At 57.2% G+C, this 15,292-nt stretch carries 14 protein-coding genes; 2 read left to right on the top strand and 12 right to left on the bottom strand.

All coding sequences use genetic code 11. The features are described 5' to 3' along the window. Positions 1–27: 27 nt before the first annotated feature. The 10 genes from B7E11_RS09095 to B7E11_RS09140 all read right to left on the bottom strand — a co-directional run bounded on the left by B7E11_RS09095 (position 28) and on the right by B7E11_RS09140 (position 11,424). On the bottom strand, positions 28–1,704 hold the full coding sequence (locus tag B7E11_RS09095; RefSeq protein ID WP_080833533.1) for a response regulator: 1,677 nt from the start codon (positions 1,702–1,704) through the stop codon (positions 28–30). A gap of 25 nt (positions 1,705–1,729) precedes the next feature. Continuing rightward, entirely contained in the window at positions 1,730–3,559 is a 1,830-nt protein-coding gene (locus B7E11_RS09100; RefSeq protein WP_080833535.1) for a sensor histidine kinase, read from the bottom strand. Between the two features lie 3 nt (positions 3,560–3,562). Next, positions 3,563–5,086 carry an extracellular solute-binding protein gene (locus tag B7E11_RS09105; protein ID WP_080833537.1) on the bottom strand — a complete coding sequence of 508 codons (1,524 nt, stop codon included), beginning with the start codon at positions 5,084–5,086 and terminating at the stop codon, positions 3,563–3,565. Between the two features lie 677 nt (positions 5,087–5,763). Further along, positions 5,764–7,134 carry a sugar phosphate nucleotidyltransferase gene (locus B7E11_RS09110; protein WP_080833539.1) on the bottom strand — a complete coding sequence of 457 codons (1,371 nt, stop codon included), beginning with the start codon at positions 7,132–7,134 and terminating at the stop codon, positions 5,764–5,766. A 272-nt stretch (positions 7,135–7,406) separates the two neighbouring features. Next, on the bottom strand, positions 7,407–7,871 hold the full coding sequence (locus B7E11_RS09115; RefSeq protein WP_080833541.1) for a hypothetical protein: 465 nt from the start codon (positions 7,869–7,871) through the stop codon (positions 7,407–7,409). Further along, entirely contained in the window at positions 7,831–8,370 is a 540-nt protein-coding gene (locus B7E11_RS09120; RefSeq protein ID WP_080833543.1) for a DUF6036 family nucleotidyltransferase, read from the bottom strand. Before B7E11_RS09120 ends, B7E11_RS09115 begins: the two co-directional genes overlap by 41 nt. 57 nt (positions 8,371–8,427) lie before the next feature. Then, positions 8,428–9,036, bottom strand: a complete 609-nt coding sequence (locus B7E11_RS09125) for a glycerol-3-phosphate acyltransferase (protein ID WP_080833546.1) — start codon at positions 9,034–9,036, stop codon at positions 8,428–8,430. An 8-nt stretch (positions 9,037–9,044) separates the two neighbouring features. Then, entirely contained in the window at positions 9,045–10,139 is a 1,095-nt protein-coding gene (locus B7E11_RS09130) for a glycosyltransferase (protein ID WP_080833549.1), read from the bottom strand. Positions 10,140–10,315: 176 nt separating this feature from the next. Next, positions 10,316–10,543: a hypothetical protein gene (locus B7E11_RS09135; protein ID WP_080833551.1), complete on the bottom strand. Its 228-nt coding sequence runs from the start codon at positions 10,541–10,543 to the stop codon at positions 10,316–10,318. After that, on the bottom strand, positions 10,525–11,424 hold the full coding sequence (locus tag B7E11_RS09140) for an MFS transporter (RefSeq protein ID WP_176220663.1): 900 nt from the start codon (positions 11,422–11,424) through the stop codon (positions 10,525–10,527). Before B7E11_RS09140 ends, B7E11_RS09135 begins: the two co-directional genes overlap by 19 nt. Before the next feature lie 125 nt (positions 11,425–11,549). On the opposite strand from B7E11_RS09140, the gene B7E11_RS09145 reads away from it, so the two are divergent. Together B7E11_RS09145 and B7E11_RS09150 are read left to right on the top strand one after the other, a co-directional pair. Next, entirely contained in the window at positions 11,550–12,449 is a 900-nt protein-coding gene (locus B7E11_RS09145) for a LysR family transcriptional regulator (RefSeq protein ID WP_080833555.1), read from the top strand. Positions 12,450–12,716: 267 nt separating this feature from the next. Further along, on the top strand, positions 12,717–13,301 hold the full coding sequence (locus tag B7E11_RS09150; protein WP_139787126.1) for a hypothetical protein: 585 nt from the start codon (positions 12,717–12,719) through the stop codon (positions 13,299–13,301). Between the two features lie 178 nt (positions 13,302–13,479). Here B7E11_RS09150 and B7E11_RS29485 read toward each other — a convergent pair whose 3' ends face one another. Next, on the bottom strand, positions 13,480–13,617 hold the full coding sequence (locus tag B7E11_RS29485; protein ID WP_176220664.1) for a hypothetical protein: 138 nt from the start codon (positions 13,615–13,617) through the stop codon (positions 13,480–13,482). Positions 13,618–13,642: 25 nt separating this feature from the next. Beyond that, on the bottom strand, positions 13,643–15,232 hold the full coding sequence (locus B7E11_RS09155) for an IS5 family transposase (protein WP_080833559.1): 1,590 nt from the start codon (positions 15,230–15,232) through the stop codon (positions 13,643–13,645). Positions 15,233–15,292 lie beyond the last annotated feature (60 nt).

The following is a 15,292-nucleotide window of genomic DNA, read 5'->3' on the forward strand; positions in this document are numbered from 1 at the left end:
ATCATGACCGTTTTTGGTAGTTTGATGTCATTGCCTCAGCTCTCCGGGGGTCACTCCCCAAAATTTCCGGAACACTTTCGTAAAATAGCTGACATCGCGATAGCCGACCATCCGGGCGGCGTCGTACACTTTGGCTCCCTCTCCGAGCGCCTGCTTGGCCTTCTCCATTTTCAGCTCGAGCACGTAAGCGGAGAAGGTTTGTCCCATCTCCTGCTTGAACAGCCGGCTCAAATACGACGGGTTGACGAACAGCCTCTCCGCCGCCATATGGAGCGTCACGTCCCGGTCGATCTCCTCGCGCGCGATCGCAAGAAGCTCCGTGACGAAATGGTGCCGCCTCTCCTTGCGCCGGCGGTGTTGGGATTCCGCGATCGCCGCCGCGCTGCCGTCCAGCCAGTCCCGGATCTGCTCCTTCGTCGTCAGAAGCTTCGCGTTTTGGAAATACGGGTAGTGCTCCCGCAGCGTCTCGCGCGCGCTCATTCCCTGCCTTTGGATAAAACGCAGCAGCAGGCTGCTCACGGCCAAAATGCCGTCGTACAGCTCGTCGACCGTCCCGGCCTCCGACAGGCTGACGTTCCAGATCGCGTAAAAAGCGCGCCGCGCCGCTTCCGCATCCCCGGTTTCGAGCGCGGCTTCGAGCGCGTTCTCCAGCTCGGCCCCGGCCGCCGGAGCGGAGGAGGCGGCCGCGGCCGTCTCCTCCGCTTCGCGGTACGGGATGGCGATGCCCGTACCGTACACGATGCGGTCCTGCAGCGCCCGGCACGCCTGGCGGTATAGCCGGCGCAGCTCGTGCAGGCCTTCGGCCGCGCCGCTGATGCCGGCCGTGCAGACGATGCCGAGCCCCTCGCGCGCCCGGATCATCAGCTTGTCCAGCGCGGCGCCGGCCCGCATCACGTCGGCCGCCCCCGCCTCTTCCCCGGGCGGCAGCGCGAAAATAAGAGCGACATAGCCCTGGCCGTCCATGCTGATCCAGCAGCCGTCGCAGCCGAGCAGCGATTGCGCCAGCAAATAGACGGAAAAACGAGCCTTGGCGCGGTCCGCGGGAATCCCGCCGGAAGCTTCGCCGAGCCTTTCGCCGGACGTCATGCCGGGGGCGGCTTCTTCCGCCATCGCTCCCGTTCTCCCGCCCGTCTCCGGCTCGGCATCGAGCACGGCCACCGCATACCGGCTGCCTTCTCCCTGCTCCAGGCCGTATTCGGACGCCAGCCGCTCCGCTTCGCCGGGCGCGAATTCGCCCCGGAACAGCCGGTTGCAGAAGGCGTCCCGAAGCTGCGGCAGGTGGTCGTCCCATTTGCGGCGCAGCAGCTCCTCGCCGTATCGCCGGTCGAGCTCCTGCCGAAGCTGGGCGGCCGCCCCCGCGACAGCTTCGAGAATGTCGCGCTCCCCGGCCGGCTTCAGCAAATAGCTGGACACGCCCGCCTCCATCGCCTGCTGCGCGTACGCGAAGTTGTCGTGCCCGCTCAGGATGACCGCCTTCATGAGGGCGTCCTTTTCCCTCAGCGCGCGGACGAGCGTCAGCCCGTCCATCTCCGGCATCTGCACGTCGAGCAGCACGATGTCCGGCTTTTTCAGGTCGAACAGCCGAAGCGCTTCCGCGCCGTTCGCCGCCAGCGCCACCACCTCGATCCCGTTTTCCTCCCACGGAATGGAGCCCGCGAGCGACTGCCGCAGCCGCGCCTCGTCCTCCACGATCATCAAGTTCATCCGATGTCACTCCTCGTTGTCGGCGTTAACCCGCTTTTTTTCCGTCCTCTTCCGTTTCGTCCGGGTTTTGCTCATACCGGCACCGCGCGAGCGGAATCCGGATCGCCGCCGCCGTCCCGCCGTTTTCCGCGCTGTCGATTTTCAAATCGGCTTCCGGGCCGTAATAGAGCAGCATCCGGGTCATAATGTTGCGCAGCCCGAAGAAATCCGCGCGTTCCTCCTCGGCGAGGGACAGCAGCCGGAAATCGCGCTGCTTCAGCCCGTCCAGCTCGGCATGCAGCAGAGCGAGGCGCTCGTAAGGCATTCCCTTCCCGTTGTCCCGCACCTCCAGCACGAGATCTGGCCCGTCGATCCGGCCGGAGACGACCAGCTCTCCCCCGTCCTCGCGACCTTCCATCCCGTGCAAAATCGCGTTTTCGACAAGCGGCTGCAGCAGCAGCTTCAAAATCGGCACGGATTCCGCCTCGGGCTCGATTTCGTACCGCACGGAAAAGCTGTCCAAAAACTTCAGCTGCTGAATGCGGACGTAATAGTGAAGATGCTCGATGCTTTCCCGGACCGGGATGACGTCCTTGCCCTTGTTAAGGCTCAGCCGGAAAAATTTCGAGAGATTGAGCACCATCTCCTCGATTTCGCCGGCCTCGTAGTTTTTGGAGGTCCAGTAGATGGAATCGAGCGTATTGTACAAAAAATGCGGATTGATCTGGGACTGCAAAAATTTCAGCTCCGTCCGCGCGATGCGCAGCTGCTGCTCGTAATGATCCTCGATCAGGTGCTTCTGGTAAAGCGCCATCTGGTTGAAGGCGTTCATCAGAAAGCCGAGCTCGTCCTTGCGCTTGTGGTCGACCGTTACGTCGAGCACGCCGGCGCTCATTCGCTTCATGCCGCGGGCCAGGCGCTTGACCGGCGCGGCGATGCCCCGGTACACCGTCCAGGAAATGACGACCGCGAGCAAAACGCTGAGCCCGACGATCAGATAAATGTAGCCCTGAAGCTGGTTCGTCCGGCTGAACACTTCGTTTTTCGGCTGGAGCAGCGTCATCCGCCAGCCGGAGTACTCCGACTGGATCGCGGCGGAGAGCATGGAGGAGGGGGCCGTCCGGAACGCCGCTTCCGTGTCGGCCCGCCCTTCCCCGACGATCATCGAACCGTCCTGCCCGTACAAGGAAACGTAAGCGTTGGGCGAAGGAAGCAGCGACCGGATCATGCTCCGCAGCTTGCTCTTGTCCAGCGAGATGATGAGCGCGTTCGGCTGCCTTCGCAAATTGTACAAATCCATGGAGCGGACGAGCGACAGGCTGTCGGACAGCAGCTCCGGGCTGTTCGTCGCCAAATCCAGGACGACGTCGGTCCCGGTTTTGTACAAAATGCCGGTGCCGATCCGATCCACCGTCGCGGAAATCCACTGCTGCTCCCCGTTCGTCAGCTTCCTCGCGCCGTAGCTGGTCGAGACGAGCGTATTGGACGCGGCGTGGTAGACGGATATTTTCTGCGCGAACGGGTTGCTCGACTTCAAATTCGACAACTGCTTCAAAATTTCCGAAAAATCCATGATCGACTGCGCCGAAAGCTCCGGCTCGATGCCTTCGAGCAGCCCGAGCAGCGTCGGATCGGTCGCGATGATCGTCGACAGCTGTTCCGCGTTTTGCAGCGTCAGATTCATATAGTCCATCGTGGACGAAAGCGCAAGCTCGGCGCGCTCGATCGTCTGCTCGTACAAATTCCGCTTGGACTGCTCGACGGCGTAAATGCTGATCGTCATCAGCGGCAGCAGAATGATCAGAAAGTAAAAGGTCAACCTGAACTGGATGTTGCGGGAAAACGCCTCCCGGATTCCGCCGATCCCGATTCGCATGCCCTATCGCCCCGTTCCCCTCTTCTGCGCGCGGTACCATTCGTTGACTTCGCGGGTCGTTTCGGCTCCCCCGGCGGCATGCCAATCCGCGACGAACTCGTCGAAGGCGTCAAGCGGCTCGAGTCCGAGGACGATCCGGTCGAACACGCTCGTCTGCAGCTCCTTCAGCTCGCGCATGTATCGGCTCATCGACGGCGTCGCCAAGCCGACGAACGCATCCGGAACGATATTTCGTTCGATGATGCGCAAATTTTCCGTCAGATGGAACTCGCCGAGCGAGTCGAAGCGCTGTTCGTTCAATTCCGGATTATAGTAATCCGTCAGCGCCTGATAGATGCCTCTGTACTGGTGCTTGTTGTGCTCCTTGAAATCGGTCTTCATCCGGCCGTTTTCCATGCGCCAGACATCGTTTTCGAAGCCGAGCTTCAGCGTTTCGTACCCTTCCCCCGCCGTAAAATCGAGAAACTGCACCGCCGCCTCGGGATGGTCGCTCCCCGCCGGAATGACGTTGTAGGACCGGACCGGCTTCGTTGCGTACACGCCGGAATCGCCACGGGGACCGACAGGGTATTCCAGCGCAATCCATTCCGCCGCGGGATTGTGCGCCTTGCTGTTACGGATAATGCCGCGCGTATCGTACCAGGCGGCCGAGTACAGGCCGATTTTGCCCGCCTCGACCTGCTCGGCGAGATTCGCCGTCTGGTTGAGCGGAAACATCGGCTCCAGCCAGCCTTCGGCGTACAGGCGCGCCAGAAAAGCCAGCGCTTCCTTCGTCTCCGGCACGATGCCGCCGTAGACAAGCTGTCCGTCCCGCTCGAGCCACTGGTCCGGCTGGGTGCCGAACGCGCCGAAGAATGGGCTCGAGCGGCCAAGCTCTTCCGTCAAAATAAGGCCGTATGTATCGTCGATGCCGTTGCCGTCCGGGTCGTCTTCCGCAAAGGCGCGAATGACTTCGGCATATTCGTCCAGCGTCGTCGGGGGCGCAAGTCCGAGCCTGTCGAGCCAGTCCTTGCGGACGTACATCAGCTCCATCCCCTTGACCTCGTACTCGCTCGGAATCGCGTAAATTTCCCCCTCGTAGCGGACTTGATCCCAAAGCGCCTCGGGGATGTTTTCCAGCAAGTTCCGCCCATAGCTCTCCAGCAGGTCGTCGAGGGGGAGAAGCGCGCCTTGCCGGACATAATTGTCCACCCATACCCCGTTGCTCACGTTGATCAGGTCGGGCAGCACGCCCGAAGCCATGATCGCGTTCAGCTTGTCTTCGTAAACGTCGAGCGGCGGCAGCAGCACGTCCACGTCGAGGCCGGTATGGCTTTCGATATAATCGAGATACGGATTGTCGTTCTCGTCCATCCCTTCCGGATAAGGCATGTCCAGTCCGTTGATGACGATCGAAACGTCGGGCAACGGGGCGCTGGCATCCGAGTGCGAAACGGAAGGGGCGGAGAAAAGGCTGCAGCCGCAGCCGAGCACGGCGGCCGCTCCGAACAAGGATACCGATTTCAACAATGCCGCGGGCTTCCTCATGGCCTCCTCCTTCCGGCGGCCGTCGCGCCCGGGCTGTCGCCGGGCCGCCGCCCGAACGGAGCCGAAACGGCGCGGCGAAACGGCTCCGTTTTCCTTTTGTAGCCCATTTTATATGGAGTTAATAAAAATAAAAAGAGTGAATATTTTCATAATTATGAAGCGACAATCGTTGTCAATATACGCCTAATTTTATGGGAAATACTAGAGGATCGTGTCGGAAGGAAGGCTGACGGCCATACTTCGGGGATCGGAACGCAGCATCTCTCGCGCCGTTCTCACGTTCCCTGAGCAGGTACCGAAAAAAGGTCAGCGTGCGTGCGGAGGCGGCCAGATGGGGCATTTTTACTCAACTGCGAGCGGCTATGTGCGTTTGGCGGGTTGAGATGAGTAGCCACGACTCAAATGGATCGTTAGCTGCGTGCGGAGGCGGTAAGATGGGTTATTTTTACTCAACTGCGAGCGGCTATGTGCGTCTGGCGGGTTGAGATGAGTAATCACGACCCAACTGGATCCGCGGAGGCCGAGTCGATTTCGAGAAATATATGGTGGCGAGGCATTTAATCATTTTTCAGGACGACGAAAGGACGCCTTCCGGCGTCCTTGAATGCACTAAAATGAAGACGTTCTCGCCGCTTCCCATGAACCGGCGACCGCGCGCCTACAACCGGTCTCGCCCGTCAAATAAACTGATGGATGGGGATATCGTTCCAGTCGGCGCAAATCCGGACGATATCCTCCTCGATCAGCTCGCTGCCCGTTTGCACCTCGATAAGTTCCACGTCGGTTATCCCCTTGATGCTGTGCTTCGTTCCTTCGGGAATGCGCACGACGTCCCCCGGCTTTACTTGATACGGCTTGTCGTTGATGACGATATCCGCCACGCCGCTGACGATCGTCCAGATTTCGCTCCGTTTGTAGTGCAACTGGTAGCTGATCCACCGGCCGGCCCGAATCAGAATGCGCTTCGTCAGCACCTCGTACCCTTCCGGATATTTCACGTAATCCACGACGCGGTAACGCCCCCATCGCCGCTCCTCGTACATCGGCCGCTGCCGCACGTCGTCGATCACATCCTTGATGCGCGGGCTTTCCTCCTTGGACGTCACCAGAATGCCGTCGGGACTTGCCGCAACGACCGCGCCGCGGATGCCGATAACCGCAACCGGAATGCCCAGCTCGTTGATTAGATGCGTGTTTTCGGAATCGGCCGTGACGATGCCTGTGCCGATCTGATTGCCGCTCATCTCTTCCGTGAGCGTGTTCCACGTACCGAGATCTTTCCATTCTCCCTCGTACGGCAGCACGACGATGCGCTCCTCTTTTTCCGCCACCGCGTAGTCGAAGCTCGTCTTCGGCAGCTCGCCGTAGCTTTCCGACAGCTTTTCGAAGCGGATCGGCAGTCCGAGCTCCGTCAGCTTGCGCAGCATATACTCGAGGCGGAACGCGAACACGCCGCAATTCCAGAGCGCTCCGCTCGCGATCAGCCGCTCGGCCGCCGCGCGGTCCGGCTTTTCGCGGAAGCTGCCGACTCGCAGGACGCCTTCGGCTCCGCTGTCCTCGTCCGACGGCACGATATACCCGTACTTCTCGGACGGCACGGTCGGCACGACGCCCATCAGCGCCAGGTTCGCTCCCGTATCCCGCAGCGCCCGCTCGAGCTGCCGGATTCGCTCGAAAAAGCCATCCTCCACGTACGGGTCGACCGGAAGCACCGTCACGATCGTATCGGGCGAATCGTTATCGACGGAGTACAGGTAGGAAGCCGCCAGCGCGATCGCCGGGAACGTGTCCCGCCGCTCCGGTTCGACGATCAGCGGCACGTCCGGTCCAAGCTGGCTCATGATCATTTCCGATTGCGCGCGGTTCGTGGCCACGCAGGCGGACTGCCCGAAACCGGCTTTCGACAGCTGCCGCCATACCCGCTGCACCATCGATTCGGCTTCGCCGTTCGGCCCCTCTAGAACTTTCAAGAATTGTTTCGATCTGGAATCGTTCGACAGCGGCCACAGACGTTTGCCCGATCCTCCGGACAACAAGACGAGTTTCAACGCAATCACTCTCCTAAAAAAGGCTGATACGACCTATTTACCCGCAGGAGGCCGAATTAGAATCAGCTTTCGAGAGTTCGTCTTGCCGATCTCGGTGCCGCCATTTCCCCTTTCGCCGCCGCTGTCGGCGGCAAACAATCGATGGCGGATTAGAGTCGAAAATTTCGGACAAAAGAAAAAAACCGCCCAAAAGGCGGCTTGGCGATTTGCGAAAAACTTTTCAAGTTCAACCCGAGATGAAAATTCCTCCCTAACGCTCCTGCATTCTGACCCTAAATCGCCTCATCCTCGCCCGGGTATCGCAAATTCACATCCCGCCGGAAGGACTGGACGAACGTCCAAATCAGCTTTTGCAAGTCCTTATAGTCCTCCGGAAGCGGAGTTCCGGGGAAATCCGCGGGATCCGCCCCTTCCAACAAGATGTCGCAGAAGCGGTCGAGCATGAAGTCGTTATACGGCAGACCGTTCATCCTCATGCCGAACAGCGCGGCGCGCATGGCGGCAACCGTTTCCTTCGGAACGGCCCCCTCATACCGAACGTCGGCGAACGGAAGCAAGTACGGCAAATATGTCAGCCGATGATTTCGATGAGAAGCCTTCCGGATTCGCGTCAGAACGGCGTCCGGCTTCTCCGCTTCCAGTTTCTCGTCAAGCCACTTTTCCGCAAGCCCGAAAACGTATTTTCGGAACGCCTGCTTATACTCCGTCTCCGGAACGATCTTGACAGGCAGCCTCATGCTTCACCTCCGCGAAATTGGCCTCCAGCTCGGCGCTGCCGTCGAACCAATGTCGGTTCCATGAATCGAACAGCCGATCGAGTACCGAAACGTCAACGACTCGTTCCCGAATCATCCGAATCATATCGAACCTGTCCTTGTTCCTGAACGCCGCCAGCTTCGTAAACCAAATATCGTGCGGATCGGCGTAACGGACTGCCAGATTGTCATATTCGCGTTCCACTTTTCGCGCTCTGGTCTTGTAATCGGAAGGCAGGTAAAAGTAATGCTCGTCGAATACTTCAAAACCGTAACGGGAAAACGCCCGGGAAAACCTGGAAGGAATAATGTCGACGTCGTTCGAGCCCCGGCTGCCTTTTCTGGCCAGCACCAGAGCGGAATATCCCACCACGAACACTTCGATTTTAGGCTGGCCTCCCAATTCCTTATCGACTTCCGCAAACAGCTCCAGGATGCGCTCTCTTGTCAGGTAGGGCTTATTTCCGTTTTCCGGATTCATTTCGATCGCTCCCGCACAGAACCTTTGCCTCCATACTATGCCTGCCGGAATCCGGAGTCAAGGCGACTTCTCCCGCTTCGCGATTTGCCGCAGCTCCCGCCGATGCGTATAAAAGAGCAGCAAAAAGTTGCCCAGCCAAAACGCCAGAATCTCCCGCGAATACCCGCCCGCCAGCAAATAGACGCCAAGAAGCAGCATGCCGATCACCACCTGAAAGCCGTCGGCCGCGGAGGACGACGGCCTGCCTTTCCGCCGCAAGCGCCCGGCCGCCAGCAAAATCGCGAGAATGACGGCATAGGCCAAGGACGCGCCGAATCCGGTCAATCCGCTCCAGACGCCGAACGTGACCGCGATCGCCTTGCCTCCCCTTCCCTTCATAAACGGGGAAAAGGCATGGCCCGCAACGGGAGCGAGAGCGACCGGAACGATGCCGTAACCGGAAATGGAGCCGGAACCCGCCAGCGCGAGGACCGGCACGTACCCTTTTAAAAAATCGAGCGCGATCCCGGACAAACCGTACGCAAACCCGGCCGCTTTCCACAAATTCAGTCCCCCGGGATTCCCGTCGCCGACCGTTCTCAAATTGCGGCGGGCGATCAGGCCCAGCCAGTAGGAGAACATGAGGGAGCCGGTCAAAAACGAAACCGCCGTCCATACGAGTATCATCGTTCACGTCAGCCTCCCAGGTCGATATCTCTTCCCTTCCAGGCCACGCGTCCTACGAACAGCACCCGATACAGCGAATAAAGCATGACGAACAGGAAAAAGGCCGTGCTCAGCGGATGCAGGAGCGGCATCCATTTTCCGAAACGGCCCGTATAGTTAACGAAATAAATCATTTGCAGCGTAAAAAGAAGGTAACCCGCAGCCAGGGGAAGCCCTGCCGGCGTATGCAGGAAAAACGGCGCCGCTTCCGCGGCCAGGAGCCCGGCAAGCCAGAAAGCCGTCAGGAGCACCGTTTTCAGGCTCAACTTGCCGGCGCTCAGCGCCGCGCCTTTGCCGAAGCCTTCCACTTCGCTGCGGATGCCGCCGGGGTACATGCGGAAGGACACCAGCCCGCGACCGATAAAGTTCGTGACCGGAATGCCGGCTTTCGCGAAGTTTGCGCCCAGACTCAGATCGTCGAGCAGCTCGGACTTGACTCCCTCATGCCCTTTGGCCCGGTCGTAGTCCGCTCTCTTCGCGAAGATGCAGGAGCCGTACAGGCCTTTCTGCGGGTTGTTTTTTTCAAAAGGGGACGTAAACGCGAAGATGCCCAAAATGTTGGGGATAAGCGCCAGCCGTTCGTACAATTTCTCCGTATGATGAAACGGCACGACGGAGATGACGCCGCCCGTACGCTCTCTTGCCGCAAGCAGCGACTCCAGCGCGTGCGGGGCCAATCTGACGTCGGCGTCCAGAAAAGCGATCAAATCGCCGGAAGACCGGGCGTAACCGTTCCAGACCGCCCAGTTTTTGCCCGTCCAGCCGGGGGGAAGCGGCGGATTTTCGATCGTTTCGACCCCGCAGCTTTCGGCGATTTCCTTCGTCCGGTCTTCCGAAGCGTCGTCCACGACGATGATCTCGTGCGGCGGCAGGCTTTGACGGCGAAGCGATTCCAGAAGAAAAGGAAGGCTTTTCTCTTCGTTTCTCGCGGGAATGATGACGGACAGCTTCCCGGCGGCGGAAAAGGGGCGGCGGACGATCGGAACCGCGTTTTTGCGAAACAGGATGAAACCGGCCGAACACGAAAGCGCAAGCAGAACTGCCAGGACCGTTTGAAATCCCATGTCATCCGCCCCCTTGCATTCTATTCTATGACGCCGATCCGAAAACAGAATGGTTTGCCCAGGCTTCGCGAAAAGCGAAATCGCCCGCGCCTCGAAGCCGGAACATTGCAAGCATCCCAAACGCGCTTTAGCACGGTGAAGGCAGCCGCCGACCCGCTAAAAGCGGGCCAGAGGCTTCATCCTTTGACAGTCCGAACCAAAATCGGAATCATCCCGAACGCCAGCACGGCCAACCCGCAAAACGACAGCGCGTAGCCACCGGAATGATCGTGGGACAGCCCGACAAGAAGGGGGCCGAAAGCGCCGATTAAATAACCGCCAGATTGGGTCATGGCGAACCAGGCGCATGTCTCCTCCGGACTTCGCGCTTTCATGACCGGCAGCGTCAAGACGAGCGGGAGCAAACCGCCGGCTTCAAGGCCGAGCAGGATCGCGGCCGTCCATCGAACGCGACGAGCACAAGCCCGACATGCAGACGGTTGCCGGAACGACTCATCAGTACCGGCACCGCTAGTCCGACCGGCATTGAGACGAGCGAGAATAGCGTCAGCACGGCGCCGCCGACCGTCCGCCCATGCCCCAAAGCTTCGGCAACGGGTCCGAGCCGCGCCAAAATGGAATAGTAAACGAAGGAAACGAGGCCGAAAAAGAGGGTCAGCAGCCAGGCGCGGGAATCCCGCAGCGGAAGCCGCCGCCCTGCCGTCGCGCCGGCTTTCGAGGGAATCGGCTTCCCCGATTGCCGGGCGATCCGCAGCAAGAGCGCCAGAGTCGCACCCGCGAGCCATCCCCAAAAAGCCAGAGACGCCCGCCACGATCCGCCGAACGCCCCTTGGAGCGGCACGGACAGGCCGGAGCTCAAGGCCGCGCCGATCATCAGCGTCATCGAGTAAATCCCGATGAAGAAGGATTCCCTTTTCGCGAAATGCTTTTTGATGAAGCCGGACAGCAGCGGTCCGGAAACCGCGATGCCGACTCCGGCCAGGAGCGCGGTCGCAAACAGCAAAGCCGGGGAATAAGCGGCGTACCGAAGCAGCGTCGCCGCTCCGATCAGAGCGACGGCGGCGGCGAGCGAGCGTTCCGTCCCCCAGCGCGAGCTCCATCTTACGGCGCTCGGAGCGAAGATCCCCATGCAGAGGACGGGCAGCGTCGTCAGCAGGCTTGCCGCGAAGCCGCTCATGCCCAGATCGCTTCGGATCGTTTCCAGTAGAGGCGACACGGAAGAAATGGAGGGCCGCAAATTGAGCGATGCCAGAAAAAGAGCGATGACGAACAGGAACGTTTTCAAAAACAAGTCGCCTCCAACCAAACGGTGTGATTTGTCCTTAAAGTGTAATCACCCCCGGTCCATTGATCAATACAATGGTTACTATTATAATCATTGAAAAAACCAATGATATGAGGCGCAAAACAATGGAACTTCGCCAGCTCAAAACGTTTTTGGCCGTATGCGAGGAACTTCATTTTACGAAAGCCGCGGAAAAGCTCGGCATTTCCCAGCCGACCTTGAGCCTGCAAATCAAGACGATGGAAGACGAGCTGCAGGTCCCCCTTTTCGACCGCGTCGGAAAAAAGATCGTTCTCACCCAGGCCGGCCTCCTGCTCCGGGAGCACGCCCGGCAGCTTGTCCGCCAACTGGATAACACGATGGATGCGATCGCCGAGCTCCGGGATCATCGGCGCGGCTTGTTGAACGTCGGCGTTCTTCCCTCCGACCTGGACTACCGGATGCCCGATCTGCTGGTCGACTTTCATTCCGAATTTCCGCGCATTCAACTGAAAATCATTTCGACGGTCGAGATCGTTCAGAAGGTGCTGGGAAACGAGGTCGATATCGGAATCGGCCTGATGACCTTTCCCGACAACCGGCTGGTGCGCATTCCGCTGTGCCGCGAAGAATACGTGCTGGTCGTATCGGAGAACCATCCGCTGGCGGAACGCCGGACGATCGCTTACGAGGAGCTGCGGGAAGTGGATACGGTCATGTTCCCGATCGGCTACATCGGGAGGGATCTGGTGGAGGAAAGCTGCCTCCGGCACGGCTTTGCCCTGCGAACCATCATGGAGACCAGCTCCGTAACGCCGCTGATCCGGCTGGTGGAGTCGAATATCGGCGCGACCATCCAGCCTTATCCGCTCATCCGGTCGATGAACCGGAAGGGCCTTCGCTGCATCCGGATCGCCGAAGATCCTCCGATTCGCAGCCTGGAGCTGATGCACCGGTCGGACCGGTTTCTCGGCCAGGCGGCCAACACGTTCATCCGGAAAGTGGTCGATTATTTCAGGGAGCAGCCCGGCAAGCCGGACGCTTGAACGAGGCGGTAAAGGTAAAGGTAAAGGTAGGGATCAGACTATGAGCTATACAATCCAGGATCTTGAAAGAGATCTTGTACAGGGGAGAGAAATTGAGTTTATATATAATAATTGTCAATACTCTATAAAAAATCGATCGTTAAGTCCTATTCACCTCTTGTAAAAGAATGTTACAATATGTATAAAGATGAGAAGGGAGGATTCTACTTCCGTATTAAGAATTTTATGTGTTTTTTTAAAAATACTATGATCAAGGAGACGAGAATAGTGAAGAGAAACAAGGTAGCTTTAAGTGCAATCTTAATCTTAATCTTATGTATCCTAAATATGTCGTTAGTAAGTGCTTCTGATGAACACAACAATTTATCAAATGCTCAGTATACTAGTGTTGAAAGTATTCCGAAACAACAACAAGAAAAAATTAAAGCCCAAGCAGAGCAATTTGAGCGAGTAAATTCCCTTGTTAATGAAGCCGCGTCCAATGGAATTAATGTTGAAGGAATTTATTATGATGATCAAAAAAGTAAATATATTGTGCAAATATTAAATGAAGATCAAAAGGGAAAATTGATGGGAATTAACGAGAATCAAGAAGATGTTGATTATGAAGTGGTAAAGTATTCAAAAAAGGAGCTTGAAAATTATAATCTCAATCTTAGTGACCTAATGCAGTCAAAGAAAATTTTGGGTCTACGTGGTCATTGGGTCGATGTAAAATCGAACAAAGTTGTTGCAATCGTAGATGAACTTGATGTCAAGTCAGAGTTAACTAAATATGTTAACGAGGATGCATTACAAATTGCAAAATTGGTTTCCTTTGATTTCCATGTTGTCATCAGCCACTTTAATTGACGGTAGATTCGGAACCGCCAATGACGGTGGCTTTTTGCTTTCCTCACCGCCGTTTCGGAGACAATTATATTTCGCCTTTGTTTGTCGGCGTAAAAAAACTGCTCCGAAGAGCAGGGTCTGTCAATAATTTTGTGTAAACTCTTTTATAGGCATCTCTCCGAAGGGGAGATTAGCCTCCTCAAGGTAAGTGCTGGCCGATCCGGTCCGGAAAGAAGACGGAGAGCTGCAGGAGCATCTGTCCCCAGTTTTGAACACGACCGGTCCATTTGCGGGTGACGTCCATCGTGACTAAGTAGGGCTTGCTGAACAAGATCAATTTAAGCTGCTCCCAACGCATGAGCCTAGACCGTGATTTTCTTTGCGGTTTTCATGCAAAAAATCGGACGGAACGCAATGAATCTGAAAAAAGAGAAAAAAAGAACCCGCAGTCGCCGTTCCAGGTTCATAACCAGAAACTGGATAGCGATGACAGTTAAACTTGTATGAGCACCGCGGGAGCAAATTCGGCCCAAACCCAACTTGCGTTTGCCTTCGCCGAACTTTCCTTCGATCGCATTGCGCTGTGCAGCGTCTTGCTTCTCTTGCTTTCGATCATCGGCGTCACGTTGTTCTTTGGATGGCCTGCCAAGCTTCGGGCCGCTAAGACGAATCCCGCGTTCCTTGCAGTAGTTCAGGTTATCGCGATTGCGGTAGATCTTGTCGGCCAGAATGACGGCGGGGAAATATCCGAACCGCTGTTTGTACGCTTCCACCGAATCCTGCAGCGTGGTCGCCTCGTTGAAGCTGTCCCACCCAGCCGTTTCGATCCAGGCGTAGCCATCAACCAGACTGGCGGCGATTTTAGCGCCGAATTCCACGTTAGCGCCGGCTTTGCCGCGGACGATCGGACGAACATGCGGCTGTTCGATGCTCACAATGCGATCCGGTACGGTATGCGTCTTGTTCTCCATCATGTCACGCTGCTGCCGGTATAGCTCCGAGATCACGAGAAGCAAGCGATATTGTCTTTTGCACAGTGCCGCAAGCGGCGTGTGCTTTATGAGTTCTTCAATGATTCGCAAATCTCTGCCCACATAGCCGAGTTGCTTCTTAACGGCTTTTCGAATCACTTTGCCTGACGCTTTGCGTTGTTTGGAGACGCCCAGGAACGCTTTCCGGGCTTGCTCGCGGTAGGTTCGCGGCTTTTCCATCTGTCCGATATGGGGATGGTGCAACACATCGATGATATCTTCGAGGATTTCTCGGGCATGATTCAAGAGCCCCAAATCCGTTGGATATTTGATGTCCGCAGGTGCGCATGTAGCGTCCAGCATGAGGGTTCCCTTATTCATGGCGTTTGCTGTCGGCTCGCACGCGGGCGGCAAAACATGGAACCGTTTTGTCGCGTTGCGGTGATTCTTAGCCGGGGCATGAACTTCCTCGGGAATGGTGAGAACTTTCTCTGACTCCATCATGGTCAACTGAGAACCGCCGATGTCGTCGTCATCGTTGTCTCGTCTCGATGGTTTCTTGGATTTAGATTTTGCAGCTTCTTCTTGTTCCGCTTTCAATGCCGCTTGTGCAATCCAATCATTGACCTCCGCAAGGATCTCGATGCTGAGTCGTTCCCGAAAATGCGTCATGAGCGAATGATGAAACGGCTCTGCGTCCACGTACTCCTTGTAGCCGAGAAAAAACTGCAAATACGGATTTTCCTGGATCTGCAGCGTGGTCTCCCGATCACTTAAACCAAGGCGCTCCTTGATGATGAGGGCACCGAGTGCAATGCGAACCGAATATGCTTTTTGACCGATGCCGATCGATGAGAAGGATTGGAAGTATTTCTCTTCCACTTTATCCCAAGGGATGAGTGCGGCAAGCTGTACCCAGCGATTCCCAGGATTAAGCTTCCCGCCAAAGGGTAAGTAGAAATTTTCCAACAGATCTGCCATATCCCGATTCGGCACGAACACGTTCGCTCACTCCATCTGCAAGGTTTTTTGCCAATTTTC

It is taken from the genome of Cohnella massiliensis (assembly GCF_900169535.1).
GTDB classification, from domain to species: Bacteria; Bacillota; Bacilli; order Paenibacillales; family Paenibacillaceae; genus Cohnella; species Cohnella algarum.

Bases quoted from the DNA above. Each gene is read 5' to 3' on its own strand.
- B7E11_RS09095 (WP_080833533.1), bottom strand. From the start codon at position 1,704: ATGAACTTGATGATCGTGGAGGACGAGGCGCGGCTGCGGCAGTCGCTC.
- B7E11_RS09100 (WP_080833535.1), bottom strand. From the start codon at position 3,559: ATGCGAATCGGGATCGGCGGAATCCGGGAGGCGTTTTCCCGCAACATC.
- B7E11_RS09105 (WP_080833537.1), bottom strand. From the start codon at position 5,086: ATGAGGAAGCCCGCGGCATTGTTGAAATCGGTATCCTTGTTCGGAGCG.
- B7E11_RS09115 (WP_080833541.1), bottom strand. From the start codon at position 7,871: ATGAGGCTGCCTGTCAAGATCGTTCCGGAGACGGAGTATAAGCAGGCG.
- B7E11_RS09120 (WP_080833543.1), bottom strand. From the start codon at position 8,370: ATGAATCCGGAAAACGGAAATAAGCCCTACCTGACAAGAGAGCGCATC.
- B7E11_RS09125 (WP_080833546.1), bottom strand. From the start codon at position 9,036: ATGATACTCGTATGGACGGCGGTTTCGTTTTTGACCGGCTCCCTCATG.
- B7E11_RS09130 (WP_080833549.1), bottom strand. From the start codon at position 10,139: ATGGGATTTCAAACGGTCCTGGCAGTTCTGCTTGCGCTTTCGTGTTCG.
- B7E11_RS09145 (WP_080833555.1), top strand. From the start codon at position 11,550: ATGGAACTTCGCCAGCTCAAAACGTTTTTGGCCGTATGCGAGGAACTT.
- B7E11_RS09155 (WP_080833559.1), bottom strand. From the start codon at position 15,232: ATGGCAGATCTGTTGGAAAATTTCTACTTACCCTTTGGCGGGAAGCTT.